We start from the raw sequence: 23857 nt of genomic DNA on the forward strand, positions 1-23857 counted from the left end.
CCCTCCTCAGCGCGCCCCCCCTGCCGTGCGGCGCTCCCAATCGGCGGTGAGGCGTGTCATCCAGCTCGGATGGGGTTCCGGGAGAGGCTGGCCGAGCGCGGCAGGGCCAAGCATCCCTGGCAGGCGCGGAAGATCGTCGAAACGCTGCCGGTCGCCAGGCTTGAGGCGGTCGAGGTCCAGCACGGTGGGGCTGCCCAGCTTGCGCGGGTCCGCTGCCTCGGCCTGGGCTTCCGGCGAGAGCAGGAAATCCGCCACCACCATGGCCGCCTCCGGCTGGGCGGCGTTGAAGGGGATGCCCACAAAGGAACAGTTGCCGATGGTGCCGCCCTGCAGCACGTAGCTCCGCGTGGTCTCCGGCAGAAGGCCGTCGGCGATGCCCGCCGCGGCCTCGGCGGGGTTAAACGAAATCATCAGGTCGATCTCGCCGTCATTCAGCAGGTTGCGCTGCGCCGGGCCGCTCTCGGGAAAGGTGCGCCCTTGCCGCCAGAGATGCGGCCGCAGCGCGCGGTACCATTCCCAGAGGGGCGCAGCGAGCAGGGTGAAGGTGGCCTCGGTCGCCGGACGGGCCAGGGCGGCGGGGTCCGGCACCATTTCGTAGAGCGCCTGCTTGAGGAAGGTGGCGCCGAGGAAGTCCCGTGCGTTGGGATGGGTCAGCCGGCCGGGGTGGGCGCGCGCCCAGTCGGCCATGGCCAGCATCGTGCGCGGCGGCTCCGGCAGCCGCGCCGCGTCATGGATGAACACCACCTGCGCCATTCGCCAGGGCGAGGCCAGCCCCTCCACCGGCACGGTGAAGTCGGTGACGGTGGCGGGTTTTCCCGTGGTGTCCACAAGGGCGAAGTTCGGCAGGTCGTCGGCGATGCGCCGCAGCAGGCCCTGCTGCTTCATCGCCAGCAGGTTCGGGCCGTTGATCCAGACGAGGTCCACTGCGCCGCCCGAATCCTGCCCCGCCGCCCGCTCGGCGACCACCCGCGCCACCGCCTCGGCCGTGTCGCGCAGGCGGATATGGCGCAGCCGGATGCGGTGCAGCGCCTCCATCCGGTCCGCCGTCCAGGAAATGAAGGCGTTGGTGCGGGCATCGCCGGCCCAGGCATGGAAGTTCACCGACTGACCGGCGGCGCGGCGCAACAGCCGCTCCCAGGGTGCGGCGGCCGGCACATCCTCCCGAGGCGGGGCGGCGGGCACGTCGGTCGCGTTGGCGGCTCCCGCGGTGGCGGGCCGCAGGGCGGCGGCGAGGCCGGCCAGCACCGGCGCCAGCGCGCGGCGCTGCAGCCTCATGCGACCACCGCACGGCGGGCGTGCCGCGCCGCGCGCGCGGCCGCCACCCGCTCCCCCAGCACCTCCTCGTGGAACCGGTCACAGCCGATGCAGAGGTTGGCGTAGGGCTTCCCCTGCGGCGTCACCGTATGGGATCGGGCGATGAAATCCTCAGCCGACCAGCCATCCGCGAGGCCCATGCGCTCCGGCTCGCCGCGGCTGATCGCCGCAAAGGCCGGGTCGTCGCGCAGGCTCTCCAGGATCTCCAGCAACGGCTCCTCGGTCAGGTTGCCGAGCGGCACACGCGTCTTCAGGCAACAGGGATAGACGGAGCCGTCCGGCTCGATGGAGACCTCGGCGCCGGCTTCGCCATGGCGCAGGAAGTTCAGCCCGCCGGACCAGCGGTTGCAGAAGTTGTCGGCCAGGGTGGCGGAGGACAGGCCGTTCTCCCAGGCGCGGCCCCGGGGCCAGAGCTTTCCGATCCAGCTTTCCGGCGTGGCGCCGAAAAAGGAGAAGACCGGCTCCTCCCGCTCCAGCGTGCTGCGGTTCTGCACGGCGATACCGGCGGGCTGCATTCCCTCGGCCCGCATCATCGCGGAGAGCCGTTGCCGCCAGGCCTCCTGCCGCTCGGCGCCCTCCATGCCGACATGGAAGTCGTCCAGCCCGGCCACCGAAATCATCCAGGCCCCGCGCGCCAGCAACTCGCGAATGATGGCGGGCGTCAGCAGGTCGCCCGTGGTCTGCACGATGACCTTCACACCGCCCTGCTCCGCATAGCGCGCCCGCAGCCCTTCGAGGATCGGATAGGTCACGCGCTGCCGCACGCGGTCCAGCAGCGCCTCGCCGCCGGCCAGGATGATGCGGGCGGGCCTTTCCGGCCGCTCGCCATCCGCCGGAGCGGCCTCGCGGTAGGTCAGGCGCGGCGGGAGGTTCTCCAGCACCAGGCGGCTGTTGCGCTCCGCCTCGGCGACCACCGCCTCCAGCGCCTCCCGCACGTAGGGGCGGAAACGCGCCTCATAGCAGTGGCGGCACTTGCGGTGGCAGGCCCAGCAGGCCACCCAGTAGATCGATTCCATGAGGCTCCTCGCGGCGGCACGTGCGGGGAATGTAGGGTGCCGGCCCGCCGCCGCAGCGGCAGGCCGCCGATCACGTTCCGCAGGAGGGGGTGGCGCGCGCCAGGCCGCCGAAGAGGTCCAGCATCCGCTCGCGCCAGCCGGCCACCGGGTCGTCGGCCTCCAGCAGCACCAGCGGCGAGACCACCCGCGCCCATTGGAAGCCGCCGAAAACCGCATAGTCGCCGTAGGCCGGAGCCTCGCCACCGAGGAAGGGCTGTTCCCGCAGCGTGGCGCGCAGGGGCTCCAGGGCGGCCCGGAAGGCCGGCAGGCGGGTTTCGCGCCCTTCCGTCACTTCCTCCAGCCGCTTGCCGAACCGGGCTTCGCGACTCGAACGGAAATAGGCCTGCTCGCCCTCGCCCAGCCATTGCGGGATGTCGCTCACGATCAGCCTGACGAGATGCGCGTTCAGCACCGTGTCGGCCCAGGCCACGATGAAGCGGCTGGCTTCGGGCGTGCCGGGGAACAGCGCCGGCCGGTCGGGATAGATCCGCTCCAGATACTCGGCGATCGCCCCGGAGTCGAAGACCACCCGCTCGCCATCCCGCAGCACCGGCACCTTGGCCTGGCCGGAGAAGGCCAGGCTTTCAGCCTCGGTGAAGCGCCAGGGCTGGTAGTCCGCCTCCAGGTCCTTGTGCGCCAGCGCCATGCGGGAACGCCAGCAATAAGGGCTGAAGCGGCGGGCCGGATCCGTGCCGGCCAGCTCGTAGAGCACGCGCGCCATCGGGTCAGCGCCCCTGGCGGCTGGCGGGCCCGGTCACCGGCCGGCGCCGTTGCCCGGGAACGGAGCGCGGCGTTGCGCGAAGCGCCCCACGCATCGCGGGCCGAAGCCGCCCTTCCCGGGCGACGCCCGGCGCGTGCGGGCGGCAGGCCACCGCCGCACCCGCGATGCGTGCGGCCGTCCCATGTCCCTCCGGAGCCAACCGGTCGTGCAGCTTGGCCATGGCGGCCTCTCCCCCTGGTTTGTGCCGACGCTAGGGCGCGGGATGCGGCGCCACAAGGCAGCCCCGCCGAAAGCCTTGCCATGGCGCCGGGGCCTCACCGCGCCATGCGTGAGATTCCGTGCATCAGCATGGCGGTCAGACTATCTTGCGGATCGAAAATAGGTGCAGCTCAAACTTTCCTGTTAGGGTGCAAGAAATGCAACACCGGGCGCAGGCAAGCTGCGAAGCGTGATGGCGACAATCCTGATCCTGGATGACAGGACGACGAACCGGCACATTTTCTCGCGCCTTGCCCAGTCGCTGGACCGGGACATCCAGGTGCAGGCCTTCGGAGACCCGGCGCTGGCGCTGAACTGGCTGCGGGAGCATGGCGCCGATCTGGTGGTGACCGACTTCCGGATGCCCGGGATGGACGGGGCCGAGTTCACGCGCCGGTTGCGCGCCTTGCAGGACGACCCCACGGCGGCGGACGTCCCGGTGATCGTCATCACCGCCTATAGCGACCGTTCCTATCGGCTGGAGGCGCTGGAGGCCGGCGCGACCGACTTCCTCCTGAGCCCCGTGGATCATTGCGAATTCCTCACGCGGGCACGGAACCTGCTGCGGATGCGCCAGCAGCAGCAGATCATCCAGCGCCGTGCCGCCACGCTGCAGCAGGAGCTGGAGGACACCAACCGCTCGCGCGAGGAGCTGCTGCGGGACAGCCGGCAGGCGCTGGCGCAGGTGATCGATACCGTGCCCGCCCTGATCAGCGCCGCTGACCGGCAGGGGCGTTGCGTCTTCGTCAACGCCATGCAGGCCCGCTTCGCCGGCGCCACCCCCGAGGCTCTGGTGGGGCACGATCTGTCGCGGCTGTTCGGGCCGGAGCGGGCGGCGCATTACCGCGCCCTGGACCGGCTGGTGTTTCGCAGCGGCGAGCCACTGCCGGAGCGCGAGGAGGAGGCGACCGGGCCGGACGGCTCGCCCCGCAGCTTTCTCACCAGCAAGGCGCCGCTGCGGAACGCCCGCGGGGAGATGGTGGCGGTGCTGACCACCGCGGTGGACATCACCGAGCGCAAGCAGGCCGAGCGGCGCCTCGGCCACATGGTGCAGCACGATGCCCTCACCGGCCTGCCCAACCGCATCGGCCTCGACGAGCGGCTTCGCCGCGAGCTGGCCCGCGGCCGCCGGGGCGACCATTTCTTCGCCCTGCTGCTGTTCGACCTGGATCGCTTCAAGGCGGTCAACGACGCGCTCGGCCACCACATGGGCGACGCGCTGCTGCGCAGCGTGACGCAGCGGCTGCTGCAGGCGTTGCAGCCGGGGGAGACCCTCGCCCGGCTGGGCGGCGACGAGTTCGCCATTCTGCAGACGGAGATCGCCGGCCCGGAGCAGGCGGCGGAACTCGCCCAGCGGGTGATCGCCGCCCTCGCCGCCCCGTTTCAGTGCGAGGGCCATATTCTCTCGGTCAGCGCGAGCCTCGGCATCACCCTGCACCCGCGCGACGGCGCGGAGGCGGACGAGCTGCTCCGCAATGCCGACCTCGCGATGTACCGGGCGAAGGCGGAAGGCCGGAACGGCTGGCGCTTCTTCGCCGCGCCAATGGAAGCCCATGCGCGCCAGGTCATGCAGATCGAGGCCGACCTGCGCCAGGCCCTCGCCCGTGGTGAGCTGGTGCTGCACTACCAGCCGCAGGTCGAGTTGTGCAGCGGGCGGATCGTTGGCGCCGAGGCCCTGCTGCGGTGGTACCGGAACGGGGCGCTGGTCACCCCCGGGGCCTTCCTCGCGGTGGCGGAGGAGACGGGGCTGATCGGGCCGATCAATGAATGGGTCATGCGGGAGGCCTGCCGACAGGCGGCCGCATGGTGTGCCGCCGGGCTGCCGCGCCTGCGCATGGGCGTCAACTTGTCGCCAGTGCAGTTCCGCCACCAGGACGTCCCTGCCATGGTACTGGCTGCCCTGGAGGCAAGCGGGCTGGATCCCAGGCTGCTGGAGCTCGAGCTGACCGAGGGCATCCTGATGAACCAGGGAGAGGAAATGGCGGCGACCCTCCAGAGCCTTCGGGACCGTGGCGTCCATCTTTCGGTGGATGATTTCGGCACCGGCTACTCCTCCTTCAGCTATGTGAAGAGCTTTCCGGTGGACCGGCTGAAGATCGACCAGTCCTTCGTCGGCGGCATGATCGACGAGCCCAACAGCGCGGCCATCGTCCGCACCATCATCGAGCTGGCGCATACGCTCGGCCTGCAGGTGGTGGCGGAAGGCGTGGAGACCGAGGCGCAGCTGGAGGCCCTGCGCGCCGAGGGGTGCGACGAGGTGCAGGGCTACTACTTCAGCCGCCCGATACCCGCCGAGGCCTTCGCCCGCCTGGTGCAGGCCGGACTGGTCTCGGCGACTTCCCTGGCGGCGCCGCACCCGCAGGTGTGAGGGAGCAATGAGCGGCTCCCCGGGGGAGGCGCCGCAGCGCGGCTGGCTGGCCTGGCTGATGCGCCGGCTGCGCAACCGGCCAGACAGCGAACACGAGATGAGCTTCAACCGGCTCGCCTTCGCCGGGATCATCGTGCTCGCCCTGCTGGCCGGAAACTCGCCGAGCGCCGGCGACTCGCTGTTCTGGATGGCGGTCTTCATCGCGCTGGCCTGCGCGGTGCTGATCCACATCGTCGTGGTGCCCGCCACCTGCCTGCCGCGCCGCCTGGCGGCACTGCTGCTGGATTGCAGCTTTCTCTCGTGGCAGCTGCATCTGGGTGGCGAGCCAGCCGCGGCCTTCTTCCCCATCTACCTGTGGGTGGTGTTCGGCAACGGCTTCCGCTTCGGCCTGCGCTGGCTCCGCCTGGCGATGCTGGCGGCGCTCGCCGGCTTCGGAACCGTCATCGCCACCACCGCCTTCTGGACCGCCCAGCTCCATCTGGCGATCGGCCTCTGGTTCGGGCTGCTGCTGCTGCCGCTCTATGCCGGCACGCTGATCAACAAGCTCTCCCAGGCGCGGCAGCAGGCGGAGGCGGCGAGCGAGGCGAAATCGCTGTTCCTGGCCAGTGTCAGCCATGAGCTGCGGACACCGCTCAACGCCATCATCGGCATGGGCGGACTGCTGCGCGAGACCAGCCTCAACTCCGACCAGGGAGACATGCTGCGGACCATCGACACCGCGGCCCGCGCCCTGCTTTCGCTGATCGAGGACATCCTGAGCCTCTCGCGGATCGAAGCCGGGCGCATGCCGATCGCCAGCGCGGCCTTCGAGGTCGGCGAGCTGCTGACCGAGTTGCGCGCGCTGCTGGCCGCCGAATGCCGCAGCAAGGGGTTGCGCTTCTCCCTGCACGTGACGCCGCGCACCCCGCTGCGGCTGGTGGGCGACCGGCGCCACCTTCTTGAGGTACTGCTGAACCTCGCCGGCAACGCGGCGAAGTTCACCGCCGAGGGAGGCATCACGGTGGCGCTGGACGCGGCGCCCATCGAAGGGCGGGAGGGCCGCCTGCACCTCGTGGCCGAGGTCTCCGACACCGGGATCGGCATCGCTCCAGAGGCGCAGCAGCGCATCTTCGAGGCCTTCACCCAGGCAGACTCGACCATTATCAACCGCTTCGGCGGCACCGGCCTGGGTCTGACCATCTGCCGGCGGCTGGTGCGTCTCATGGGGGGCGAGATCGAGGTGGTATCAGCGCCCGGGACCGGCAGCACCTTTCGCTTCAGCGTGCCGGTCGCCCCGGCGGAGGCGCCGGAGGGCGCCGAGGCGCCGCTGCCTTCTGGCCTGACGGTGGTGCTGCTGCGCCCGGACCCAAAGCTGGCCGAGGCGCTCGGCGCACGGCTGGCGCAGCTCGGCGCACGGGTGCGGCAGGCCGAGAACGCCGCGCGCGCCAGCGACATGCTGGCGGAGGAAGTGCCCGCGGGCGCACCGCCCACGCTGCTGATCGCGGCCGGGAGCGGCGCCTTGCCGTCGGGACTCGACTCGAGCCGCTGCCTGCGGCTCGGCGCCACGGCGCCCGAGGGCCTGCCCCCGGAAGCGCAGCGGAGGGACTGTGCGGTGCGGCTGGCGCCCGATGCCGGCGCCGCAACCCTCGCGCAGGGCCTGCGCCTCGCCCTCGCCCTCGCCCCGCGGCGCAGCGGCCCCGGTGCAGGCGGGGCGGAGAAGGACACGCCCGCGGCGGCCCGCCCCTCGCGCCGCCTGCGCGTGCTGGTGGCCGACGACAGCCCGGTGAACCGGCGGGTCTTCGCCCGCATCCTGGAGCATGGGGGGCATACCGCCGTCCTCGCGGAGGATGGCGATGCGGCGCTGGACGTCCTGGAAGCGGAAGCGGACCGTCTCGACCTCGTCCTGATGGACGTGAACATGCCCCGGACGGACGGGCTGGAAGCCACCAAGCTGTTCCGCGTCATGGCTTTGGGCCAGCCGCACCTGCCGATCCTGGCGCTGACGGCGGATGCCACCGGCGAGACGGCGGCGCGCTGCCTCGCGGCCGGAATGGACGGGCATATCACCAAGCCGGTGCAGCCCGAGGCGCTTCTGGAGCTGGTGGAGCAGCGGGCGCGCCCCGCCCCGCCGGGCGCGGAGGTGGTGCGGGCGGTGCCGCAGGAGCGGTCGGTGGTCACGGAGATGGCCGTCCATCCGCGCTATCGGCCCAACGCCCCCCTGGTGGACCAGCAGACGGTGGAGAACCTGCGGCAGCTGGGCGGCGACGCCTTTGTGCAGAGCCTGGCGGAAGACTTCCTCGCCGACGCGGAGGAGGTGGTGGATGCCATTGTCGCGGCGGCCCTCGCGGGCGACACGCACCGTTTCCGCGCCGAGGTGCACGCGCTGCAGAGCAGCGCTTCCAACCTGGGTGCCGTCGGCCTGATCCGGCTCTGCGCGGAATGGCGCGCGCTGGACCGCGAGGTGATGCGGCGGGAGGGCACCGCGCTGGGGGAGCGTGGGCGCGAAGCCCTCGCACGTACCCGCGACGCCCTTCTCGGGACTCCGCTGCCTGGCTGACGGGACCAGCCGGCATGCGCCGCCCTTACTCCGCAGCCTGCGCGTAGCCCGGCGAAGCCAGGCCCGCCAGGCGCCGGTCCTGCGCGGCCACCAGCCGGCCCATCTTCTTCAGGTCGGCCTCGGTGAGGTTCATCGCCGCGTCCGCCCACATCTCCACCACGTCACGCAGCTCTTCCAGGGTCACCGGGTTCACCCGGCGGCGGGCCCGGAGCATGGCGTAATGCGCGTTGTGCTTGCGGCTGTGGCGGGCGATGTAGTCGCGCGCGGCCGCCTCGCCGTCGCCATCCTCCGCCAGCACGTCCACCACGCCCATGGCATGCAGTTCCTCGGCGGTATGGATGCGGCCGGAGAGGATCAGCTCCTCGGCCCGGCGGCGATCCAGCCGGCGGGAAAGGAAGCTGTAGGCGCCCATGCCCGGGAACATGTTGAAGAGGACTTCCGGCAGGCCGACCTTGGCGCTGCGCTCGGCGATGATCAGGTCGAAGGACAGGGCGTGCTCGAAGCCCCCGCCCAGCGCGTCGCCCTGGATCAGGGCCATGGTCACCACCGGCAGGCCGAAGGCAACGGTGTTGCGATGGATCGCTTCCACCGCGATGTGGCCATAGCGAACAAGGGAGGAATGGTCGCGGGCGCGAATGCGCTCGGCGAAATGCGCCAGGTCGCCGCCAAGATTGTAGATGCCCGGAACCGCCGAGGCCATCACGAACCAGTCCACCGGCCGCGGCGCGCCCTGCTCGTGGCCAGAGAACATTTCAACCATGGCGTGCTGCATCCGGTGCACGTCCTGCATCAGCTCCAGGGTGTAGCTGGGCTTTCCCTCCGGGCGCATCACGCACCAGGCGGTCCGGCTGCCCTCCTCGATCCGCAGCTCAAGATTCCGTGTGAACGGTGCGGGAGAAAGCGGCGCGGTGCCATTCAGGCCGGCCTCGCTGGCCAGGGAAGCGCGGGGAGCGGACTGGGCGGGATTCGAAACGAACATGAGGATTCTCCGGATGCGACCCGCCTGCCCGCCGACGATCGGAGAGCTCTCTCGGCGGATTTCGCACCGCGATCCTAAATGTCCTGATGTCGGCGCCTATCGCTATCGCAAAGCGTTCGGCTGATTCTGCTCCCGCTGATATCGCGGTGCACCGGACCGGCTCAGCCGGGCATCAGGTGCACGGACGAAACTCCTGGCCCGCCGGTCACGTTCCAGGAGCAGATGTCCCGTACCCCTCAGGTCAAGATGCCGTCGATCGAGAATGATCTGCTCGCATGCCTCGCGGACCTGCGCGCCTATGCCCGTTCTCTCACCCGCAACAGACATGATGCGGATGACCTGGTGCAGGATGCCGTCGTCCGGATGCTGAACTCCGCCGACCGCTACCAGCCCGGCACCAACTTCAAGGCCTGGGCATTTACCATCCTGAGAAACCGCTTCCTCAATGAATTCGTGGCGAAGCGACGCCTGACCCGCGAGATGGAGGAGGGGGAGATGGAGCGGGTGCCCGTCTCCGCCCGGCAGGAAGAGGGGCTGGAACTATCCGATTTCCAACGGATCTTCCACCGGCTTCCTGAGGATCACCGCTCCATTCTCACTTTGATCGCCGGCTCGGGCCTGCCATATGAGGATGTGGCGCGGGTCCTGAACTGCGCGGTCGGCACGGTGAAGAGCCGGGTGCACCGCGCCCGCACAGCCCTCTTCGTCCTGCTGGAAGAGGAGCAGGCGAGCCAGCCGGTCAGCCCGCATCGGTTTCACCGCAGCACCAGCGCGGACAGCCGCCAGCGCCTGGCGGGCTAGGCGCCTCCGCCCTCACCTTCGCGCCAGGGCCTCCCGCTGGGGTGACCCCAGCGGTGGTGCTCCGCGGTGACCCGGCCGTGCGCCAGAGGCCTAGAGCCCGTCGCGCGACCCATACGGCGACGGGCCGTAGTACCCCCGAACCTTCTCTCCCCAGGAAGCGTCCGACCAGTCCACCGTTTCCTCGCGGTGGAAGGAGGGGGCGCCTTTCAGTTGCTCCTCGGTCACGTCCACAACATAGCCGCCAAGGCCGATGTCGTAGCGCATCTTGTTCCAGGGCAAGGGATAATGCGAGCTTCCGATGCCCAGGAAGCCGCCGAAGGAGAGCACGGCGTATTCCACCGTGCCGCTGACCTTGTCGATCATCAGGGTCTCAATGGAGCCCAGCCGGTTGCCGGAGGGGTCATAGACCGCCGTCCCCTCGACGCGATCCGAGCTGATCAGGTGCGAGGACGCCCGGCGGGGGATTTCATCTCCGCCGGAAGGAATGGGTTCCGACATGGGGGCTCGCCTCCTTCGCTACGTCCTGGCTTGGTCGCCATGCCTATAACCCCGCAACATGCCCGGAGTTCCGCCCCCCTCCCTGCAACCCTGGCGCCCTGCCGGCTTTCCCATGTTGAGCTTGAGCATCAGATGCCTCGCCAGAAGGGAACCGAGAGGATGTCCGACACGCCCAACCGCCCGCCGCGGGAACGCGCCATCGATCCGCCGCCGGGACCGCATGCCGCCCCGATGCCGGAGAAGCCGCTGGACGCCACCCCGGCCCGGCAGGGCCGTACAACCGGCCATGTGCGCTGGATCCTGCTCATTTCGATCGTGCTGGTGATCCTTGCCTTCATCGTCGCCCGCCTGTTCTCGGTCTGACCTGATGAACAGCGCCCTGGCACAGGAGATCGGGAACTTGGCCTCGACCGGGCGGTTGTAGCTAAGCCTGGCTCCCCGCGACGCTGGGCGGCTGACAACCAGGCCCGGCAGGGAAAAGCTCGCCGGGCGGGCACAAAAGGAACCCGAACCATGTCCACAACACGAACAGGCAGTGGCAAGCAAGGCTTTGCCTCGATGGACCAGGCCAAGCAGCGCGATATCGCCTCCAAGGGCGGGCAGAGCGTGCCGGCGGCGAAGCGGAGCTTCGCGCAGGACCCTGCCCTCGCCGCCGAGGCAGGCCGCAAGGGCGGCCAGGCTGTGCAGGCAAGCGACCGGTCCTTCTCGCGCGACCGCAACCTGGCGGCTGCGGCTGGCAGGAAGGGGGGGCAGGCGACCCACAGCAAGAACGCGCGCGGCCAGGACGAGTCCACGTCCTGAACGATCCTGCTCCGGGCCGGCGCAATGCCGCCGCCGGCCCGAACCTTTCCGCAACCGGAGACCACCGTGCCTGCCAAGCCCCTCCCGAACCCTGCCCACCACTCCTCCGCTGAGTCGGCCTCTCGCGCCTTGCGTGCCGCACTGGCGGAACGGCTGATGGGGCGCCTCATGGCGCAGGGGGATGTCGGCGGCACAGTGCGGCGCGCGCTGGAGGTGATCACGGCGTTGCCGGAGGTGGCTCCGCAGAAGCTGCACCGCGCTGCCTGATCTCCAACCCAGTCGTCTTTTTCGAGACTGCCAGGGAGGTTCCGCCATGGCGTTGGACAACAGCGACATCACCCCACCCCGCCCGCCGGAGGGCACGCCCTCCGGGCAGGCTCCGGCCAAAGAGGCGGCGAAGCGCCGGGAGCAGCTCAATCCGGAGGCTCCGCCGTCGCAGCAGGCACCGGCCGCCCCTGGCGCGCTGCCGGCCGGGCCAAATCCCGAACCGCCGGAGAACCCGCCTTCAGGCGATCCGAAACCCAAGCCAGTGCCGCCCGACGCCGAGAAGGAATTCCCGCAGCGGCATTACGGCAACTCGGAACCGGAGGAGCCGCCGCCCTCGACCCGCGCCTGAGGCGAGGCATTGGCACCCCACTGGAACGGAACACGGGCACGGGCGTTTTCCCGCTGTGAGGACCCGCTCGAACAAGCGGAGCGCAAGGATGTCAGGGAGAGCCTTCATGGACAGCGCCAGCATGGCGGAGCAACAGGTGGCCACGGCCGCCGGCCTGGACCCGGCCGCGCTACGGGGCATCAGCGCCTTCCTGCATGACAGCCATCGCGGCTACGACCAGGGCCGCCACCTGACGGCCGACCGCTTCCTCCGCATCGAGTTCAGCGAGCTGGCGGAGAAGCGCGAGAAGATGGCAGCCGATGTGGACGCCCTGCTGCGGCAGAAGAACGCCCCGCCGCAGAAGGAGGGCAGCGCGCTGGGAACGGCGCACCGGGCCTACCTGGACCTCAAGGGCAGCCTGTTCCGCCAGGGACGCCGGCGCGTGCTGCGGGAGGTGGTGCGCGGCGAGGCAGCGCTGGAAGACGCCTATGACGAGGCGCTGGCTGCCCCGGACCTTCCTCCCGAGGCGCGGCAGCTCCTGCAGCGGCAGCACCGGCAGGTGCGCGCCACGCGAGACCGCTACGCGGCCATGCTGGACGACGAAGATCAGGAACTGCCGCCCGAGATGCGCGGCCCGGGCCTCGTCGCGCGCTTCAACCGCCTGACGCGTCCCGTGACCAGCAACCCGATCCTGTCCGCCGTGGTGGTCACGGCCGTTTCGGTGCTGACCGCCAAATTGCTGCGCGGCCGGTCGTACCGTTAGGAAAGCCCGCCAACAGGAGGGAAAGCCGGGGACGGGCGCCCCGGCTCCTCCCGGGCCCTGTCAGCTGGCGAGCAGGTGGAGCGAGAAAAGCCCATCGGGGTCGCGCCAAAGCGCCTCCCCATGCCAGCCCGCCTGCGAGGCCAGGGTGAGGAAGGCCTGCGGCGAGCGCTTGTAGCTGTTCTCCGTGTGGATCGTCTCGCCCGCCTCGAAATGGACCGGCACGCCGGCCACCGGGACCGACTGCCGCTGGCGGCTTTGCAGATGCATTTCGATGCGGCTGTCGGTGGCGTTCCAGACTGCGCGGTGCGCGAAGTGCGCGAGGTCGAAGCCGGCACCGGCTTCGCGGTTCAGCCGGCGCAGCAGGTTGAGGTTGAAGGCGGCCGTGACGCCGGCGGCGTCATCATAGGCCGGGACCAGCACCTCCGGCGCCTTCGGCAAGTCCACGCCGACCAGGAACCGCCCCCCCTCGCCCAGCGCGCCGCGCACCTTGCCCAGGAAGCGCACCGCAGCCTCCGGGTCGAGGTTGCCGATGGTGGAGCCGGGAAAGAAGCCGAGCAGCGGCCTGGGCAGGTCCGGGAGCGCGACGCCATCCATGAAGTCCCCGACCAGCGGGTGCAGCGCGAGCCCGGGGAAACGCTCCCGCAGCGCCTCCGCGGTCGCGACAACCGCGCTTTCGGCGATATCGAAGGGCACATAGGCCGCCGGCCGGTCAAGCGCCGCCAACAAGAGGCTGGCCTTGGTGGGTGCGCCGGCGCCGTACTCGACCACCGCCGCGCCGGGGCCGACCCGTTCCCGCAACTCCGGGCCGATCTGTCGCAACAGAGCCAGCTCGGTACGCGTGACATAGTATTCCGGCAGGCGGGTGATCGCCTCGAACAAGCGGCACCCCTCCTCATCATAGAGAAGGTGCGCGGGGAGGGTCTTACGGGAGGCGCGCAGCCCCCTCAGCGCCACCTCGGCGGTGGCAGGGTCGAAATGCCGCTCCGCCGCCATGGTGACGGGCACGATCGGAGAGTTCATGCGGCTCAGCCCTCGTCGGCAAGGCGCAGGCCGGTGAATTGCCAGCGCCGGTCGGGATGGAAGAAGTTGCGATAGGTCAGGCGCGCATGATCGGGCGGCGTGGCGAGGGAGCCGCCGCGCAACACCATCGTGTTGATCATGAACTTGCCGTTGTACTCCCCGACCGCGCCCTCCGGCGGACGGAAGCCGGGATAGGGACGGTAGGCGCTGCCGGTCCATTCCCAGACGAATCGTCCGGCGTCGGCAAGCTGCCCGCGGCGGGCGGCGGCTTCCCATTCCTGCTCCGTCGGCAGGCGCTTGCCGGCCCAGCGGGCGAAGGCGTCGGCCTCGTACCAGCTCACATGCCGCACCGGTGCGGTGGGATCGAGGGGCCGCATTCCGGCAGGCGTCATCTGCTGCCAGGCGCCGTCATGCTGCTCGCCGGCCCGCTCCCAGTACATCGGGGCGTCCCAGCCGTTCTGCTGCACCGCCGCCCAGCCCTCCGACATCCACAGCAGCGGCTGGCGGTAGCCGCCGTCCGCCATGAAGGCGCACCACTCGGCGTTGGTGACAAGCTGGCTGCAGATGCGGAAGGGCGCCAACAGCGCGTCATGACACGGCCGCTCATTGTCGAAGGCGAAGCCGGAATGCAGCGCGCCGATGCGCACGATCCCGCCCTCGATGGAGCGCATCGCCGCCTCTTCCCGGGAGGGTGCCGGCGGCTCGCTCCAGCCCGGCGCCAGGGCGGGGCGCAGCGGATTGAACGAGAAGGCGTGCATCAGGTCGGTGACCAGCAGCTCCTGGTGCTGCTGCTCATGCTGGAGGCCAAGCTCCACCAGATCCACGACCCCACCCGCCAGCGGCTGCGCCAGCAGGCGCTCCATCGCCGTGTCCACATGCGCACGATAGGCGCCGACCTCCTCCGCCGAGGGACGGGTGAGCAAGCCCCGATAGGGCCGCGCATGACGCGGGCCCGCCTGCTCATAATAGGAGTTGAACAGGTAGGCGAAGGCGGGATCGAAGCGGCGATAGCCGGAGAGGTGCGGCACCAGCAGGAACTGTTCGAAGAACCAGGTCGTGTGCGCACGGTGCCACTTCGCGGGGCTGGCATCCGGCATCGACTGCACGCACTGGTCTTCGGGAGAGAGACTGGCGGCGAGGTCCTCTGTCCGGTCCCGGACCTGCCGCCATCGCCGGGCGAGGGAAATGGGCGGGGCTTCCTCCAGCGTCAGCATGACTGCGGCGCCGGGCTTGAGCCGGGGCAAAATCGCATTGGACGCTCCTTCCGGATCGTTTGCCTCCCAGGCCGAACGCAGCAGGCGGAACCGGGTTGCGCGCCCTGGCGCAGCTTACGGTTCTCGCGCAACTTTGGCTGTTGCCGCGACGTTGGCCGGTCCAGAACCTGCTCCACCTTGTCCGCAAGCTCGGCGAAGAAGGACGCAATTCCGTTGCCTGGTGCCGTATTTCCCTCCGCCATCTATTATCTCAATCCTCTGGCGGCAGGGCCGCTTGACACCTGGCCCGCCGAGTTCGAGCGCATCGCCGCGCTTGGCTTCGGCGCCGTCGCGGTGGCCCCGCCCTTCGCCCCGGGCGAGGATGGTGATCCCTTTCTCACCCGCGATCACGCCTTGCTCCATCCCGCCTTGGGCGGTGGCGAGGCGCTGCCCGCGCTGCGCCGCCTCGCAGAGGCCGCAAGCGCGCAAGGTCTGACGCTTCTGCTGGACCTGGTGACCGACCGACTGGCACGCGATGCGCCGGTGCTTCACGGTGCGCGCGGCTGGATTGCCTGGCGCGCTCCCGAGGATGCGCCACCCGACCCCCGCGTCCCGGCGGAGCTGGCGCATGCGGCACGGTTGCTGCGACCCGCGCCGGAAGACCTCGCCACCTTCTGGCGGGAGCGGCTGACGGAGTGGGCGCAAGCCGGCATCGGCGGCTTCCGGTGCCTGGAACCATGCGAAGGCGGCCGCCGCTTCTGGGAGCCGCTGATCACCGCGGTGCGCCAGGCGGTGCCGGACACCCGTTTCATCGCCTGGACGCCGGGAACGCCGCAGCGCGCGGTGGAAGGCTTGGCGGGCAGCGGCTTCGACCTGGTGGCCTCCTCCCTGCCCTGGTGGGACTTCCGCGCCGGCTGGTGGCCGGCCGAGGCCGAGCACCTGGCAGCCGTCGCGCCGGTGCTGATGACGCCCGAGGCACCCTTCGCCCAGCGGCGCTTCGCCGCGCAGACCGATCGCGCGGCCGGCGATCTGGAGGCCGAAAGGGCGTTGCGCTTCGCGGCGCTTTCCGGCGCGGCCTGGATGCTACCGATGGGCTACGAGTATGGCGCGCTGCACCGCATGGGCCGCGGGCGCGACGAAGCGGAACTGTTCGCGGCCTTGCGCCGCGCGCCGCGCCTCGACCTCACCGGCGCCGTCCGCGAGGTCAACGCGCTCCGTGCCGGCTTGCCGGCGGGCGCAGGCACCCTGCCGCCGCAGGTTCTCTCCGCCCCCGGCGCGCCGGTTGCGCTGCTGCGGCGGGAGGCGGCTGCATCGGGCAGGGAGTCGCGCATTCTGATCGTGGCCAACCCCTCGCTCCAGCGGCCGGCCCGCCTTTCGGCGGCGCAACTGCTCGGGCCGCTCGCCCGCCCGGGCAGCGTGCCGCCGGAGAGCCTCGATGCCGATGGCCGGCTGGTTCTTGCCCCCGCAGAGGTACGATGCATGCCGATCCATGACGTCGCGCCGGTGCGCCTGCCCTTGCGCGGGGGCCAGCGAGCCGCCCTCGCGGCAACCGAGGCGCCCCGCATCGCCATCGAGGAAATCCGCCCCAGCGTGGATGGTGGCCGCTTCCCGGTGAAGCGGACCGTCGGCCATGCGGTGCGCGTCACCGCCGACGTGTTCACCGAAGGGCATGGCAAGATCGCCGTGCGCATGCTGTGGCGCCCGGCCGACCAGCAGGCCTGGAACGAAGTGCCCATGGCCTTCGTGGTGAACGACATCTACGCCGCCAGCTTCGTGCCGGAGCGGGTTGGCCGCTACCTGTACTGCATCGAAGCCTGGGTGGACCACTTCGAGGCTTTCCGCGACGAGATCAGGAAGAAGCATTCCGCCGGCGTGAACATCACGTTGGAACGTCAGGAAGGCATGAAGATGCTGGAAGAGGGCCAGGCCGCCCTGTCCGGCGAGGCGGCGGAGCGGCTGGCCGGCATCATCGAGCGCCTGCGCGCCGCCGACGATGCCGCGGCGGTGGCGCTGTTCACTGCGGCCGAGGCGCGTGCGCTGATGACCGAGGCGGACAGCCGGCCGTTCAAGGTGCGCACCGAGCCCTTCAAGCTGGACTCCGAGCGTCGTGCCGCAGGCTTCGCCTCCTGGTACGAGATCTTCCCACGCTCCCAGAGCGGCGATCCCAACCGCCACGGCACCTTCGACGACGTCATCCGCATCCTGCCGCGCGTGCGCGACATGGGCTTCGACGTGCTCTACTTCCCGCCGATCCACCCGATCGGCGAAAAGAACCGGAAGGGCCGCAACAACACGCTGACGCCCGGTCCGGACGATGTCGGCAGCCCCTACGCGATCGGCTCCCCGGACGGCGGGCATGATGCGCTGCATCCTGAACTCGGCAGCTTTGAGGACTTCCGCCGCCTGGTGCGTGCGGCGGCGGAGCATGGGCTGGAGCTGGCGCTCGATTTCGCCATCCAGTGCTCGCCGGACCACCCCTGGCTGAAGCAGCACCCGGACTGGTTCGACTACCGGCCGGACGGCTCGATCAAATACGCCGAGAATCCGCCGAAGAAGTACGAGGATATCGTCAACGTCGATTTCTACACCGAGGGCGCCAAGCCGGCGCTGTGGATCGCGCTGCGCGACGTCGTGCTGCTGTGGGTGAAGGAAGGCGTGAAGCTGTTCCGCGTGGACAACCCGCACACCAAGCCCCTTCCCTTCTGGGAATGGATGATCGGTGAGGTACGGGCGCGTGACCCGGAAGTGGTGTTTCTCTCCGAGGCCTTCACGCGGCCCAAGGTGATGTACCGCCTGGCGAAGATCGGTTTTTCGCAGAGCTACACCTACTTCACCTGGCGCAACACCGCCTGGGAGATGCGGGAGTATCTGGAGGAGCTGAACAAGCCACCGGTGGCCGATTTCTTCCGCCCGCATTTTTTCGTCAACACGCCGGACATCAACCCGGTCTTCCTGCAGAACAGCGGCCGGGGCGGGCACCTGATCCGCGCCGCACTGGCGGCGACCCTGTCCGGCCTCTGGGGCGTTTACAACGGCTTCGAGCTGTGCGAGGCCCGGCCGCTGGCGCCGGGCAAGGAAGAATACGTCGACAGCGAGAAATACGAGATCAAGGCGTGGGACTATGACCGGCCCGGCAACATCGGTGCCGAGATCACCACGCTCAACCGCATCCGCCGGCAGAACCCGGCGCTGCAGACGCATCTCGGCACCACCTTCCTGCCCTCCAACCATGAGGGAATCCTGACCTACGTGAAGTCCACGCCGGACGGGGAGAACGTGGTTCTGGTCGCGGTGTCGATGGATCCTCACCAGCCGCTGGAGACGCATTTCGAACTGCCGCAGCACGCCATGGGCCTGCCGCATGGCGCCACGCTGGTGGCCGAGAACCTCATGCAGGGCGGCGAGGAGCGCTGGCACGGCACACATCGCCATGTCCGCCTCGATCCGCATAGCCTGCCCTTCGCCATCTGGCGCGTCCGCGCCGCCGACAAGGCCTGATCCATGCCGCGTAAGACCAAGCCGGAAATGCCGGCCGATCCGCTCTGGTACAAGGATGCGGTGATCTACCAGCTCCACATCAAGTCCTTCTTCGATTCGAATGACGATGGCGTGGGCGACCTGCCCGGACTCATCACCAAGCTCGACTACATCGCCTCACTTGGTGTGGACGCCGTCTGGCTGTTGCCCTTCTATCCCTCGCCGCGCCGCGACGACGGCTACGACATCGCCGAGTACAAGGCGGTGCACCCGGAATACGGCACGCTGCAGGACATCAAGCGCTTCATCGCCGAGGCGCATGCGCGCAACATCCGCGTCATCACCGAACTGGTCATCAACCACACCTCGGACCAGCATCCGTGGTTCCAGCGCGCCCGCAGGGCGAAGCCGGGCTCGGCGCATCGCGACTACTACGTGTGGTCCGACTCCGACAAGAAGTACGACGGCACGCGCATCATCTTCCTCGACACCGAAAAGTCGAACTGGACCTGGGACGCCGAGGCAGGCCAGTACTTCTGGCACCGCTTCTACAGCCACCAGCCGGACCTGAACTTCGACAACCCGCAGGTGATGAAGGAGGTGACCTCCGTCATGCGCTTCTGGCTGGAGGCCGGCGTGGACGGGCTGCGGCTGGATGCCATTCCCTACCTGATCGAGCGGGACGGCACCAACAACGAGAACCTGCCCGAGACGCATCAGGTGCTGAAGAAGCTGCGCGGCGAGCTGGACCGCATGGCGCCCGGCAAGATGCTGCTGGCCGAGGCCAACCAGTGGCCGGAGGACACGCAGCAGTATTTCGGCGAGGGCGACGAATGCCACATGGCGTTCCACTTCCCGCTGATGCCGCGCATGTACATGGCGATGGCGCAGGAGGACCGCTTCCCCATCACCGACATCCTGCGGCAGACCCCGGCGATCCCGGAGAACTGCCAGTGGGCGATCTTCCTGCGCAACCACGACGAGCTGACGCTGGAGATGGTCACCGACAAGGAGCGGGACTACCTCTGGGAAACCTACGCGACCGACCGGCGCGCGCGCATCAACCTCGGCATCCGCCGCCGCCTGGCGCCGCTGCTGGAGCATGACCGCCGCCGCATCGAGCTGATGAACTCGCTGCTGCTCTCCATGCCCGGCACGCCCGTGATGTACTACGGCGACGAGATCGGGATGGGCGACAACATCCATCTCGGCGACCGTGACGGCGTGCGCACGCCGATGCAGTGGTCGCCCGACCGCAACGGCGGATTTTCGCGCGCCAATCCGGCGAAGCTGGTCCTGCCCGCCATCATGGACCCGGTCTATGGCTATGAGGCGGTCAACGTGGAGGCGCAGTCGGCCGACCCGCATTCGCTGCTGAACTGGACACGGCGGATGCTGGCCGTGCGGCGGCGCCACAAGGCCTTCGGCCGCGGCACCTTCGGCTACCTCTATCCGGGCAATCGCAAGATCCTCGCCTATCTGCGCGAGCACGAGGGCGAGACCATCCTCTGCGTCTGCAACCTGTCGCGCACGGCGCAGGCGGTGGAGCTCGAGCTTTCGCAGTTCAATGGCCGCGTGCCGGTCGAGCTGCTCGGCGGCTCCACCTTTCCGCCGATCGGCCAGCTCACCTACCTCCTGACGCTCCCCCCCTACGGCTTCTACTGGTTTCTCCTCGCAACGGAGGCAGCCATGCCGAACTGGCACGCGCCGGCGCCAGAGGCGATGTCGGAACTCTCCACCCTCGTCCTGCGCGGCGGGCTGGCGGAGGTGCTGGCACCTGCCCCCCGCAAGGTCATCGAGCAGGACAGCCTGCCGCAATACCTCTCCAAGCGCCGCTGGTTCGCCGGCAAGGACGGCCCGCCGACCAAACCGCATCTCGCCTTCGCCGAGGCGCTGACCGGCACCTCCGTCGAGGTTCTGCTGGCCGAGGTCGAGGTGACCGAGGCGAAGGGTCCCGCCCGCTACCAGCTGCCGCTCGGCATCATCTGGGAGGAGGAGATCGGCAACGACGCGCTGCCGCAGCAGCTCGCGCTCGCCCGTGTCCGCCGTGGCCGCCGCGTCGGCCTGCTGACCGATGCCTTCGCGCTGGACGCCCTGCCCTGGGGCGTGCTGCGCGGCTTGAAGGACGGCCGCGTGATCCCGCTCTCCGAGGGCGAGATCCGCTTCCTGCCGACCTCGCATTTCGACCCCGCCAGCATTCCCGCCGAGGCCGAGATCCGTCGCCTGTCCGCCGAGCAGTCGAACTCCTCCCTGATCATTGGCGATCAGGCCGTCCTGAAGCTGGTGCGGCGCATCACCGAAGGCATCAGCCCTGAAACCGAGATGACGCGCCACCTGACGGAACGCGGCTTCGCGCAGACCGCGCCTCTGCTCGGCGAGGTGGTGCGGGTGACGCCGGACGGCACGCCGCGCACCCTGGTTGTGATGCAGGGCTTCGTGCGCAATCAGGGGGATGGCTGGGAATGGACCACCCAGTTCCTCAACCGTGCCGTGACCGAGATGGCGGTGACGGAGGCGCCGGCGGACGAGCAGGAGGATGCCTTCTCCGGCTACACCCTCTTCGCCACCGCGCTGGGCCGGCGCCTGGCGGAGATGCACGCCCTGCTCTCGGAGGAATGCGACGATGACGCTTTCCGGCCCGAGCCGGCGGCCAAGCAGGACGCGCAGGCCTGGGCCAAGGGCGCGCATGACCAGCTGCTCGCCGCGCTGGGCGCGCTGGAAAACGTCCGGAACTGGCGTGATCCGGAGGATGCGGCGCGCGCCCAACGCCTTTCCGCCGAGCGTGGCGCGCTGCTTGGCGCCATCCAGGAGCGGGCCAAGGCGGCTGTCGGCGTGCTGAAGACGCGCATCCACGGCGACTTCCATCTCGGCCAGGTGCTGGTGGCGCAGGGCGACGCCTTCATCATCGACTTCGAGGGAGAGCCCGCGAAGTCGCTGGCGGCGCGCCGGGCCAAGACGTCGCCGCTGCGCGACGTCGCCGGCCTGCTGCGTTCCTACGATTACGCCGTGGCCAGCATCGCGCCCGAGCACATCGCTCCCGGCGAAACCACGCAACGGCACGACGTGCTGCTGGAAGGCTTCCGCCAGCGCGCCATCGCCGCCTTCATGGCGGCCTACGAGGCGGTGCATGCCGCCGCCCCCCGCCGCTGGGCTCCCGTCGAGGCGGAGGCGGCGCTGCTCGACCTCTTCCTGCTGGAGAAGGCGGCTTACGAGATCTGCTACGAGGCAGCCAACCGCCCGACCTGGCTGCACATTCCCTTGCGTGGCCTCGACGCCATCGCCACCCGCCTTTTGGGGAAGGAGACGCCGAATGGCTGAGACCACGCTGCATCCCGACGCGATCCGTGACCTGGTGGAAGGCCGCCATGGCGATCCTTTCGCCGCGCTCGGTCCACACGCGACGCCGGCGGGCCAGGTGGTGCGCACGCTCCTGCCGGGTGCCCGCTCGGTCGAAGTGGTGACACGCGGCGGGGCGCGCCCGCTGGAGAAGATCCATCCTGCCGGCCTGTTCGAAGGTCCCCTGGCCGAGCAGCCTTACCTGCTGCGCATCGACTGGAACGGCGTCGTCCAGGAAACCGAGGACCCTTATGCCTTTCCGCCCCTGCTGGGCGAGATGGACATCTACCTGCTGGCGGAGGGCACCCACCAGGACATCGGCCGCTGCCTCGGCGCACATCCGGTGACGCTGGAAGGCGTCCGCGGCGTGCGCTTCGCGCTCTGGGCGCCGAATGCCCGCCGCGCCTCCGTGGTCGGCGACTTCAACGGCTGGGATGGCCGCCGCCACCCGATGCGGCGGCGCATCGAGGCGGGCATCTGGGAGATCTTCATCCCGCGGGTGATGCCTGGCGCCATCTACAAGTTCGAACTGCTCGACCCGAACGGCAGCATGTTGCCCCTGAAGGCCGATCCGGTGGCCTGGCAGGCCGAACCTGCGCCCGCCACCGGCTCGGTGGTCGCCGACACGGCCAATATCCGCCCGCCGAAGCCGCTCGTCCCGCAGGGCGACCCGGCGAGGCAGCCGATGGCCGTCTACGAGGTGCATGCCGGTTCCTGGATGCATGGCGATGGCAATGCCCCGCTTTCCTGGGAAGAACTGGGCGACAAGCTGATCCCCTACGTGAAGGGGATGGGCTTCACCCATGTCGAGTTCCTGCCCATCATGGTGCACCCCTTCGGCGGGTCGTGGGGCTACCAGCCGCTTGGCCAGTTCGCACCGCAGGCGGATTTCGGCCCGCCGGAGCATTTCAGCCGGCTGGTGGAGCGCTTCCACGAGGCGGGGATCGGCGTCATTCTCGACTGGGTGCCGGCGCATTTCCCGACCGACGCGCATGGCCTTGCCCGTTTCGACGGCACCGCGCTCTACGAGCATGCCGACCCCCGCGAGGGCTTCCACCACGACTGGAACACCTACATCTACAACCTTGGTCGGCGGGAGGTGCGGAACTTCCTGCTCGGCAGCGCCATCCATTGGCTGGAGCACTACGGCGTGGACGCGCTGCGGGTCGATGCCGTGGCCTCCATGCTCTACCGCGACTACAGCCGCCCGCACGACCAGTGGGTCCCCAACATCCATGGCGGCCGCGAGAACCTGGAATCGATCAGCTTCCTGCAGGAGCTCTCGCGGATCATCGAGCAGCGCTGCCCGGGCAAGCTGCTGATCGCCGAGGAGTCCACCGCCTTCCCCGGCGTCACGCGCAAGGCCGACGAGGGCGGGCTGGGATTCGACTTCAAGTGGAACATGGGATGGATGCACGACACCCTTCACTACATGGAGGATGACCCGGTCTTCCGGCAGTACCACCATGGCAGCATGACCTTCGGCCTCGTCTATGCCTTTTCCGAGCGCTTTATGCTGCCGCTGAGCCACGACGAGGTGGTGCACGGCAAGGGCTCGCTGATCGGCAAGATGCCCGGCGACGACTGGCAGAAGTTCGCCAACCTGCGTGCCTATCTCTCCTTCATGTGGACGCATCCCGGCAAGAAGCTGCTGTTCATGGGCGGCGAGATCGCCCAGCGGCGGGAATGGAGCCATGATCGCTCGCTCGACTGGCACCTGCTGGACGAGCCGCGCCATGCCGGCTTGCAGCGCCTGGTGCGGGACCTGAACCGCCTCTACGCCGAGATGCCCGCCCTGCATGTGCTGGACACCGACGCGGCCGGCTTCCGCTGGGTGGTGCTGGACGACGCGCAGAACAGTGTCTTCGCCTTTCTGCGCCAGGCGCCGGAGGGAGGAGTGCCGGCGCTGGTGGTGGTCAACATGACGCCGGTGACACGCTCCGGCTACCGGCTGGGCGTGCCCTCCGCCGGCGGCTGGCGCGAGGTGTTCAACTCGGACGCGGCGATCTATGGCGGCGCCAACCACGGCAATGGCGGCATGGTGCATGCCGCGGCCGAGCCCTCGCATGGGCTGGACGCCTCCCTGGCGCTGGAGCTGCCGGCGCTCTCCACCCTGGTGCTGGTGCCCGCAGGGAGCTGATC

At 69.7% G+C, this 23857-nt stretch carries 17 protein-coding genes; 10 read left to right on the plus strand and 7 right to left on the minus strand.

Annotated elements, in window-relative coordinates; genetic code table 11:
• Positions 1-6: 6 nt before the first annotated feature.
• The 3 genes from E0493_RS02185 to E0493_RS02195 form a co-directional block, all read right to left on the minus strand.
• A complete protein-coding gene (locus E0493_RS02185; protein WP_160935290.1) occupies positions 7-1275 on the minus strand; it encodes an ABC transporter substrate-binding protein in 1269 nt (422 codons plus the stop codon).
• Entirely contained in the window at positions 1272-2330 is a 1059-nt protein-coding gene (locus E0493_RS02190; protein ID WP_160935291.1) for an SPASM domain-containing protein, read from the minus strand. The genes E0493_RS02185 and E0493_RS02190 overlap by 4 nt, the downstream gene beginning before the upstream one ends.
• 70 nt (positions 2331-2400) lie before the next feature.
• On the minus strand, positions 2401-3090 hold the full coding sequence (locus E0493_RS02195) for a glutathione S-transferase family protein (RefSeq protein ID WP_160935292.1): 690 nt from the start codon (positions 3088-3090) through the stop codon (positions 2401-2403).
• 451 nt (positions 3091-3541) lie between these two features.
• Here E0493_RS02195 and E0493_RS02200 point away from each other — a divergent pair, with 451 nt between their 5' ends.
• Positions 3542-5716, plus strand: a complete 2175-nt coding sequence (locus E0493_RS02200; RefSeq protein ID WP_160935602.1) for a two-component system response regulator — start codon at positions 3542-3544, stop codon at positions 5714-5716.
• 7 nt (positions 5717-5723) lie between these two features.
• Positions 5724-8252: an ATP-binding protein gene (locus E0493_RS02205; protein ID WP_160935293.1), complete on the plus strand. Its 2529-nt coding sequence runs from the start codon at positions 5724-5726 to the stop codon at positions 8250-8252.
• Between the two features lie 25 nt (positions 8253-8277).
• Here the strand turns inward: E0493_RS02205 and E0493_RS02210 are convergent, their stop codons facing one another.
• Positions 8278-9231, minus strand: coding sequence for a crotonase/enoyl-CoA hydratase family protein (locus tag E0493_RS02210; protein ID WP_160935294.1), 954 nt, complete (start codon positions 9229-9231; stop codon positions 8278-8280).
• A 246-nt stretch (positions 9232-9477) separates the two neighbouring features.
• On the opposite strand from E0493_RS02210, the gene E0493_RS02215 reads away from it, so the two are divergent.
• Positions 9478-10032 carry a sigma-70 family RNA polymerase sigma factor gene (locus tag E0493_RS02215; RefSeq protein ID WP_160935295.1) on the plus strand — a complete coding sequence of 185 codons (555 nt, stop codon included), beginning with the start codon at positions 9478-9480 and terminating at the stop codon, positions 10030-10032.
• 90 nt (positions 10033-10122) lie between these two features.
• Here the strand turns inward: E0493_RS02215 and E0493_RS02220 are convergent, their stop codons facing one another.
• Positions 10123-10530, minus strand: a complete 408-nt coding sequence (locus E0493_RS02220) for a PRC-barrel domain-containing protein (RefSeq protein ID WP_160935296.1) — start codon at positions 10528-10530, stop codon at positions 10123-10125.
• 159 nt (positions 10531-10689) lie between these two features.
• On the opposite strand from E0493_RS02220, the gene E0493_RS02225 reads away from it, so the two are divergent.
• The 4 genes from E0493_RS02225 to E0493_RS02240 all read left to right on the plus strand — a co-directional run bounded on the left by E0493_RS02225 (position 10690) and on the right by E0493_RS02240 (position 12689).
• Complete coding sequence (locus E0493_RS02225; RefSeq protein ID WP_160935297.1) at positions 10690-10893, plus strand: hypothetical protein; 204 nt, start codon at positions 10690-10692, stop codon at positions 10891-10893.
• A gap of 150 nt (positions 10894-11043) precedes the next feature.
• Positions 11044-11331, plus strand: a complete 288-nt coding sequence (locus tag E0493_RS02230; protein WP_160935298.1) for a con-10 family general stress protein — start codon at positions 11044-11046, stop codon at positions 11329-11331.
• Between the two features lie 313 nt (positions 11332-11644).
• Entirely contained in the window at positions 11645-11947 is a 303-nt protein-coding gene (locus E0493_RS02235) for a hypothetical protein (protein WP_160935299.1), read from the plus strand.
• Between the two features lie 106 nt (positions 11948-12053).
• On the plus strand, positions 12054-12689 hold the full coding sequence (locus E0493_RS02240; protein ID WP_160935300.1) for a PA2169 family four-helix-bundle protein: 636 nt from the start codon (positions 12054-12056) through the stop codon (positions 12687-12689).
• A 60-nt stretch (positions 12690-12749) separates the two neighbouring features.
• On the opposite strand, the gene egtD is transcribed toward E0493_RS02240, so the two are convergent.
• Both egtD and egtB read right to left on the minus strand, forming a co-directional pair.
• The gene (gene egtD, locus E0493_RS02245; RefSeq protein WP_235913543.1) at positions 12750-13709 is read right to left on the minus strand and encodes an L-histidine N(alpha)-methyltransferase; all 960 of its coding nucleotides are present in this window, start codon (positions 13707-13709) and stop codon (positions 12750-12752) included.
• 5 nt (positions 13710-13714) lie between these two features.
• The gene (gene egtB, locus E0493_RS02250) at positions 13715-14923 is read right to left on the minus strand and encodes an ergothioneine biosynthesis protein EgtB (protein WP_160935301.1); all 1209 of its coding nucleotides are present in this window, start codon (positions 14921-14923) and stop codon (positions 13715-13717) included.
• A 213-nt stretch (positions 14924-15136) separates the two neighbouring features.
• Here egtB and E0493_RS23680 point away from each other — a divergent pair, with 213 nt between their 5' ends.
• Genes E0493_RS23680 through glgB form a run of 3 tightly spaced genes read left to right on the plus strand, consistent with a single transcriptional unit; the run spans position 15137 to position 23855 of the window.
• Positions 15137-18400: a maltotransferase domain-containing protein gene (locus E0493_RS23680; RefSeq protein WP_202396858.1), complete on the plus strand. Its 3264-nt coding sequence runs from the start codon at positions 15137-15139 to the stop codon at positions 18398-18400.
• A 3-nt stretch (positions 18401-18403) separates the two neighbouring features.
• Positions 18404-21697 (plus strand): maltose alpha-D-glucosyltransferase, encoded by a 3294-nt coding sequence (treS, locus tag E0493_RS02260; protein ID WP_160935302.1) that lies wholly within the window; start codon positions 18404-18406, stop codon positions 21695-21697.
• A complete protein-coding gene (glgB, locus tag E0493_RS02265; RefSeq protein ID WP_160935303.1) occupies positions 21690-23855 on the plus strand; it encodes a 1,4-alpha-glucan branching protein GlgB in 2166 nt (721 codons plus the stop codon). Before treS ends, glgB begins: the two co-directional genes overlap by 8 nt.
• Positions 23856-23857 lie beyond the last annotated feature (2 nt).

The sequence above is a fragment of the Teichococcus coralli genome, assembly GCF_009829925.1.
Classification (GTDB): Bacteria; Pseudomonadota; Alphaproteobacteria; order Acetobacterales; family Acetobacteraceae; genus Pseudoroseomonas; species Pseudoroseomonas coralli.

Excerpts from the sequence above, each read along its gene's own strand:
- E0493_RS02185 (WP_160935290.1), bottom strand. The coding sequence starts at position 1,275 with ATGAGGCTGCAGCGCCGCGCGCTGGCGCCGGTGCTGGCCGGCCTCGCC.
- E0493_RS02190 (WP_160935291.1), bottom strand. The coding sequence starts at position 2,330 with ATGGAATCGATCTACTGGGTGGCCTGCTGGGCCTGCCACCGCAAGTGC.
- E0493_RS02195 (WP_160935292.1), bottom strand. The coding sequence starts at position 3,090 with ATGGCGCGCGTGCTCTACGAGCTGGCCGGCACGGATCCGGCCCGCCGC.
- E0493_RS02200 (WP_160935602.1), top strand. The coding sequence starts at position 3,542 with ATGGCGACAATCCTGATCCTGGATGACAGGACGACGAACCGGCACATT.
- E0493_RS02205 (WP_160935293.1), top strand. The coding sequence starts at position 5,724 with ATGAGCGGCTCCCCGGGGGAGGCGCCGCAGCGCGGCTGGCTGGCCTGG.
- E0493_RS02210 (WP_160935294.1), bottom strand. The coding sequence starts at position 9,231 with ATGTTCGTTTCGAATCCCGCCCAGTCCGCTCCCCGCGCTTCCCTGGCC.
- E0493_RS02215 (WP_160935295.1), top strand. The coding sequence starts at position 9,478 with ATGCCGTCGATCGAGAATGATCTGCTCGCATGCCTCGCGGACCTGCGC.
- E0493_RS02220 (WP_160935296.1), bottom strand. The coding sequence starts at position 10,530 with ATGTCGGAACCCATTCCTTCCGGCGGAGATGAAATCCCCCGCCGGGCG.
- E0493_RS02225 (WP_160935297.1), top strand. The coding sequence starts at position 10,690 with ATGTCCGACACGCCCAACCGCCCGCCGCGGGAACGCGCCATCGATCCG.
- E0493_RS02230 (WP_160935298.1), top strand. The coding sequence starts at position 11,044 with ATGTCCACAACACGAACAGGCAGTGGCAAGCAAGGCTTTGCCTCGATG.
- E0493_RS02235 (WP_160935299.1), top strand. The coding sequence starts at position 11,645 with ATGGCGTTGGACAACAGCGACATCACCCCACCCCGCCCGCCGGAGGGC.
- E0493_RS02240 (WP_160935300.1), top strand. The coding sequence starts at position 12,054 with ATGGACAGCGCCAGCATGGCGGAGCAACAGGTGGCCACGGCCGCCGGC.
- egtD (WP_235913543.1), bottom strand. The coding sequence starts at position 13,709 with ATGAACTCTCCGATCGTGCCCGTCACCATGGCGGCGGAGCGGCATTTC.
- egtB (WP_160935301.1), bottom strand. The coding sequence starts at position 14,923 with ATGCTGACGCTGGAGGAAGCCCCGCCCATTTCCCTCGCCCGGCGATGG.
- treS (WP_160935302.1), top strand. The coding sequence starts at position 18,404 with ATGCCGCGTAAGACCAAGCCGGAAATGCCGGCCGATCCGCTCTGGTAC.
- glgB (WP_160935303.1), top strand. The coding sequence starts at position 21,690 with ATGGCTGAGACCACGCTGCATCCCGACGCGATCCGTGACCTGGTGGAA.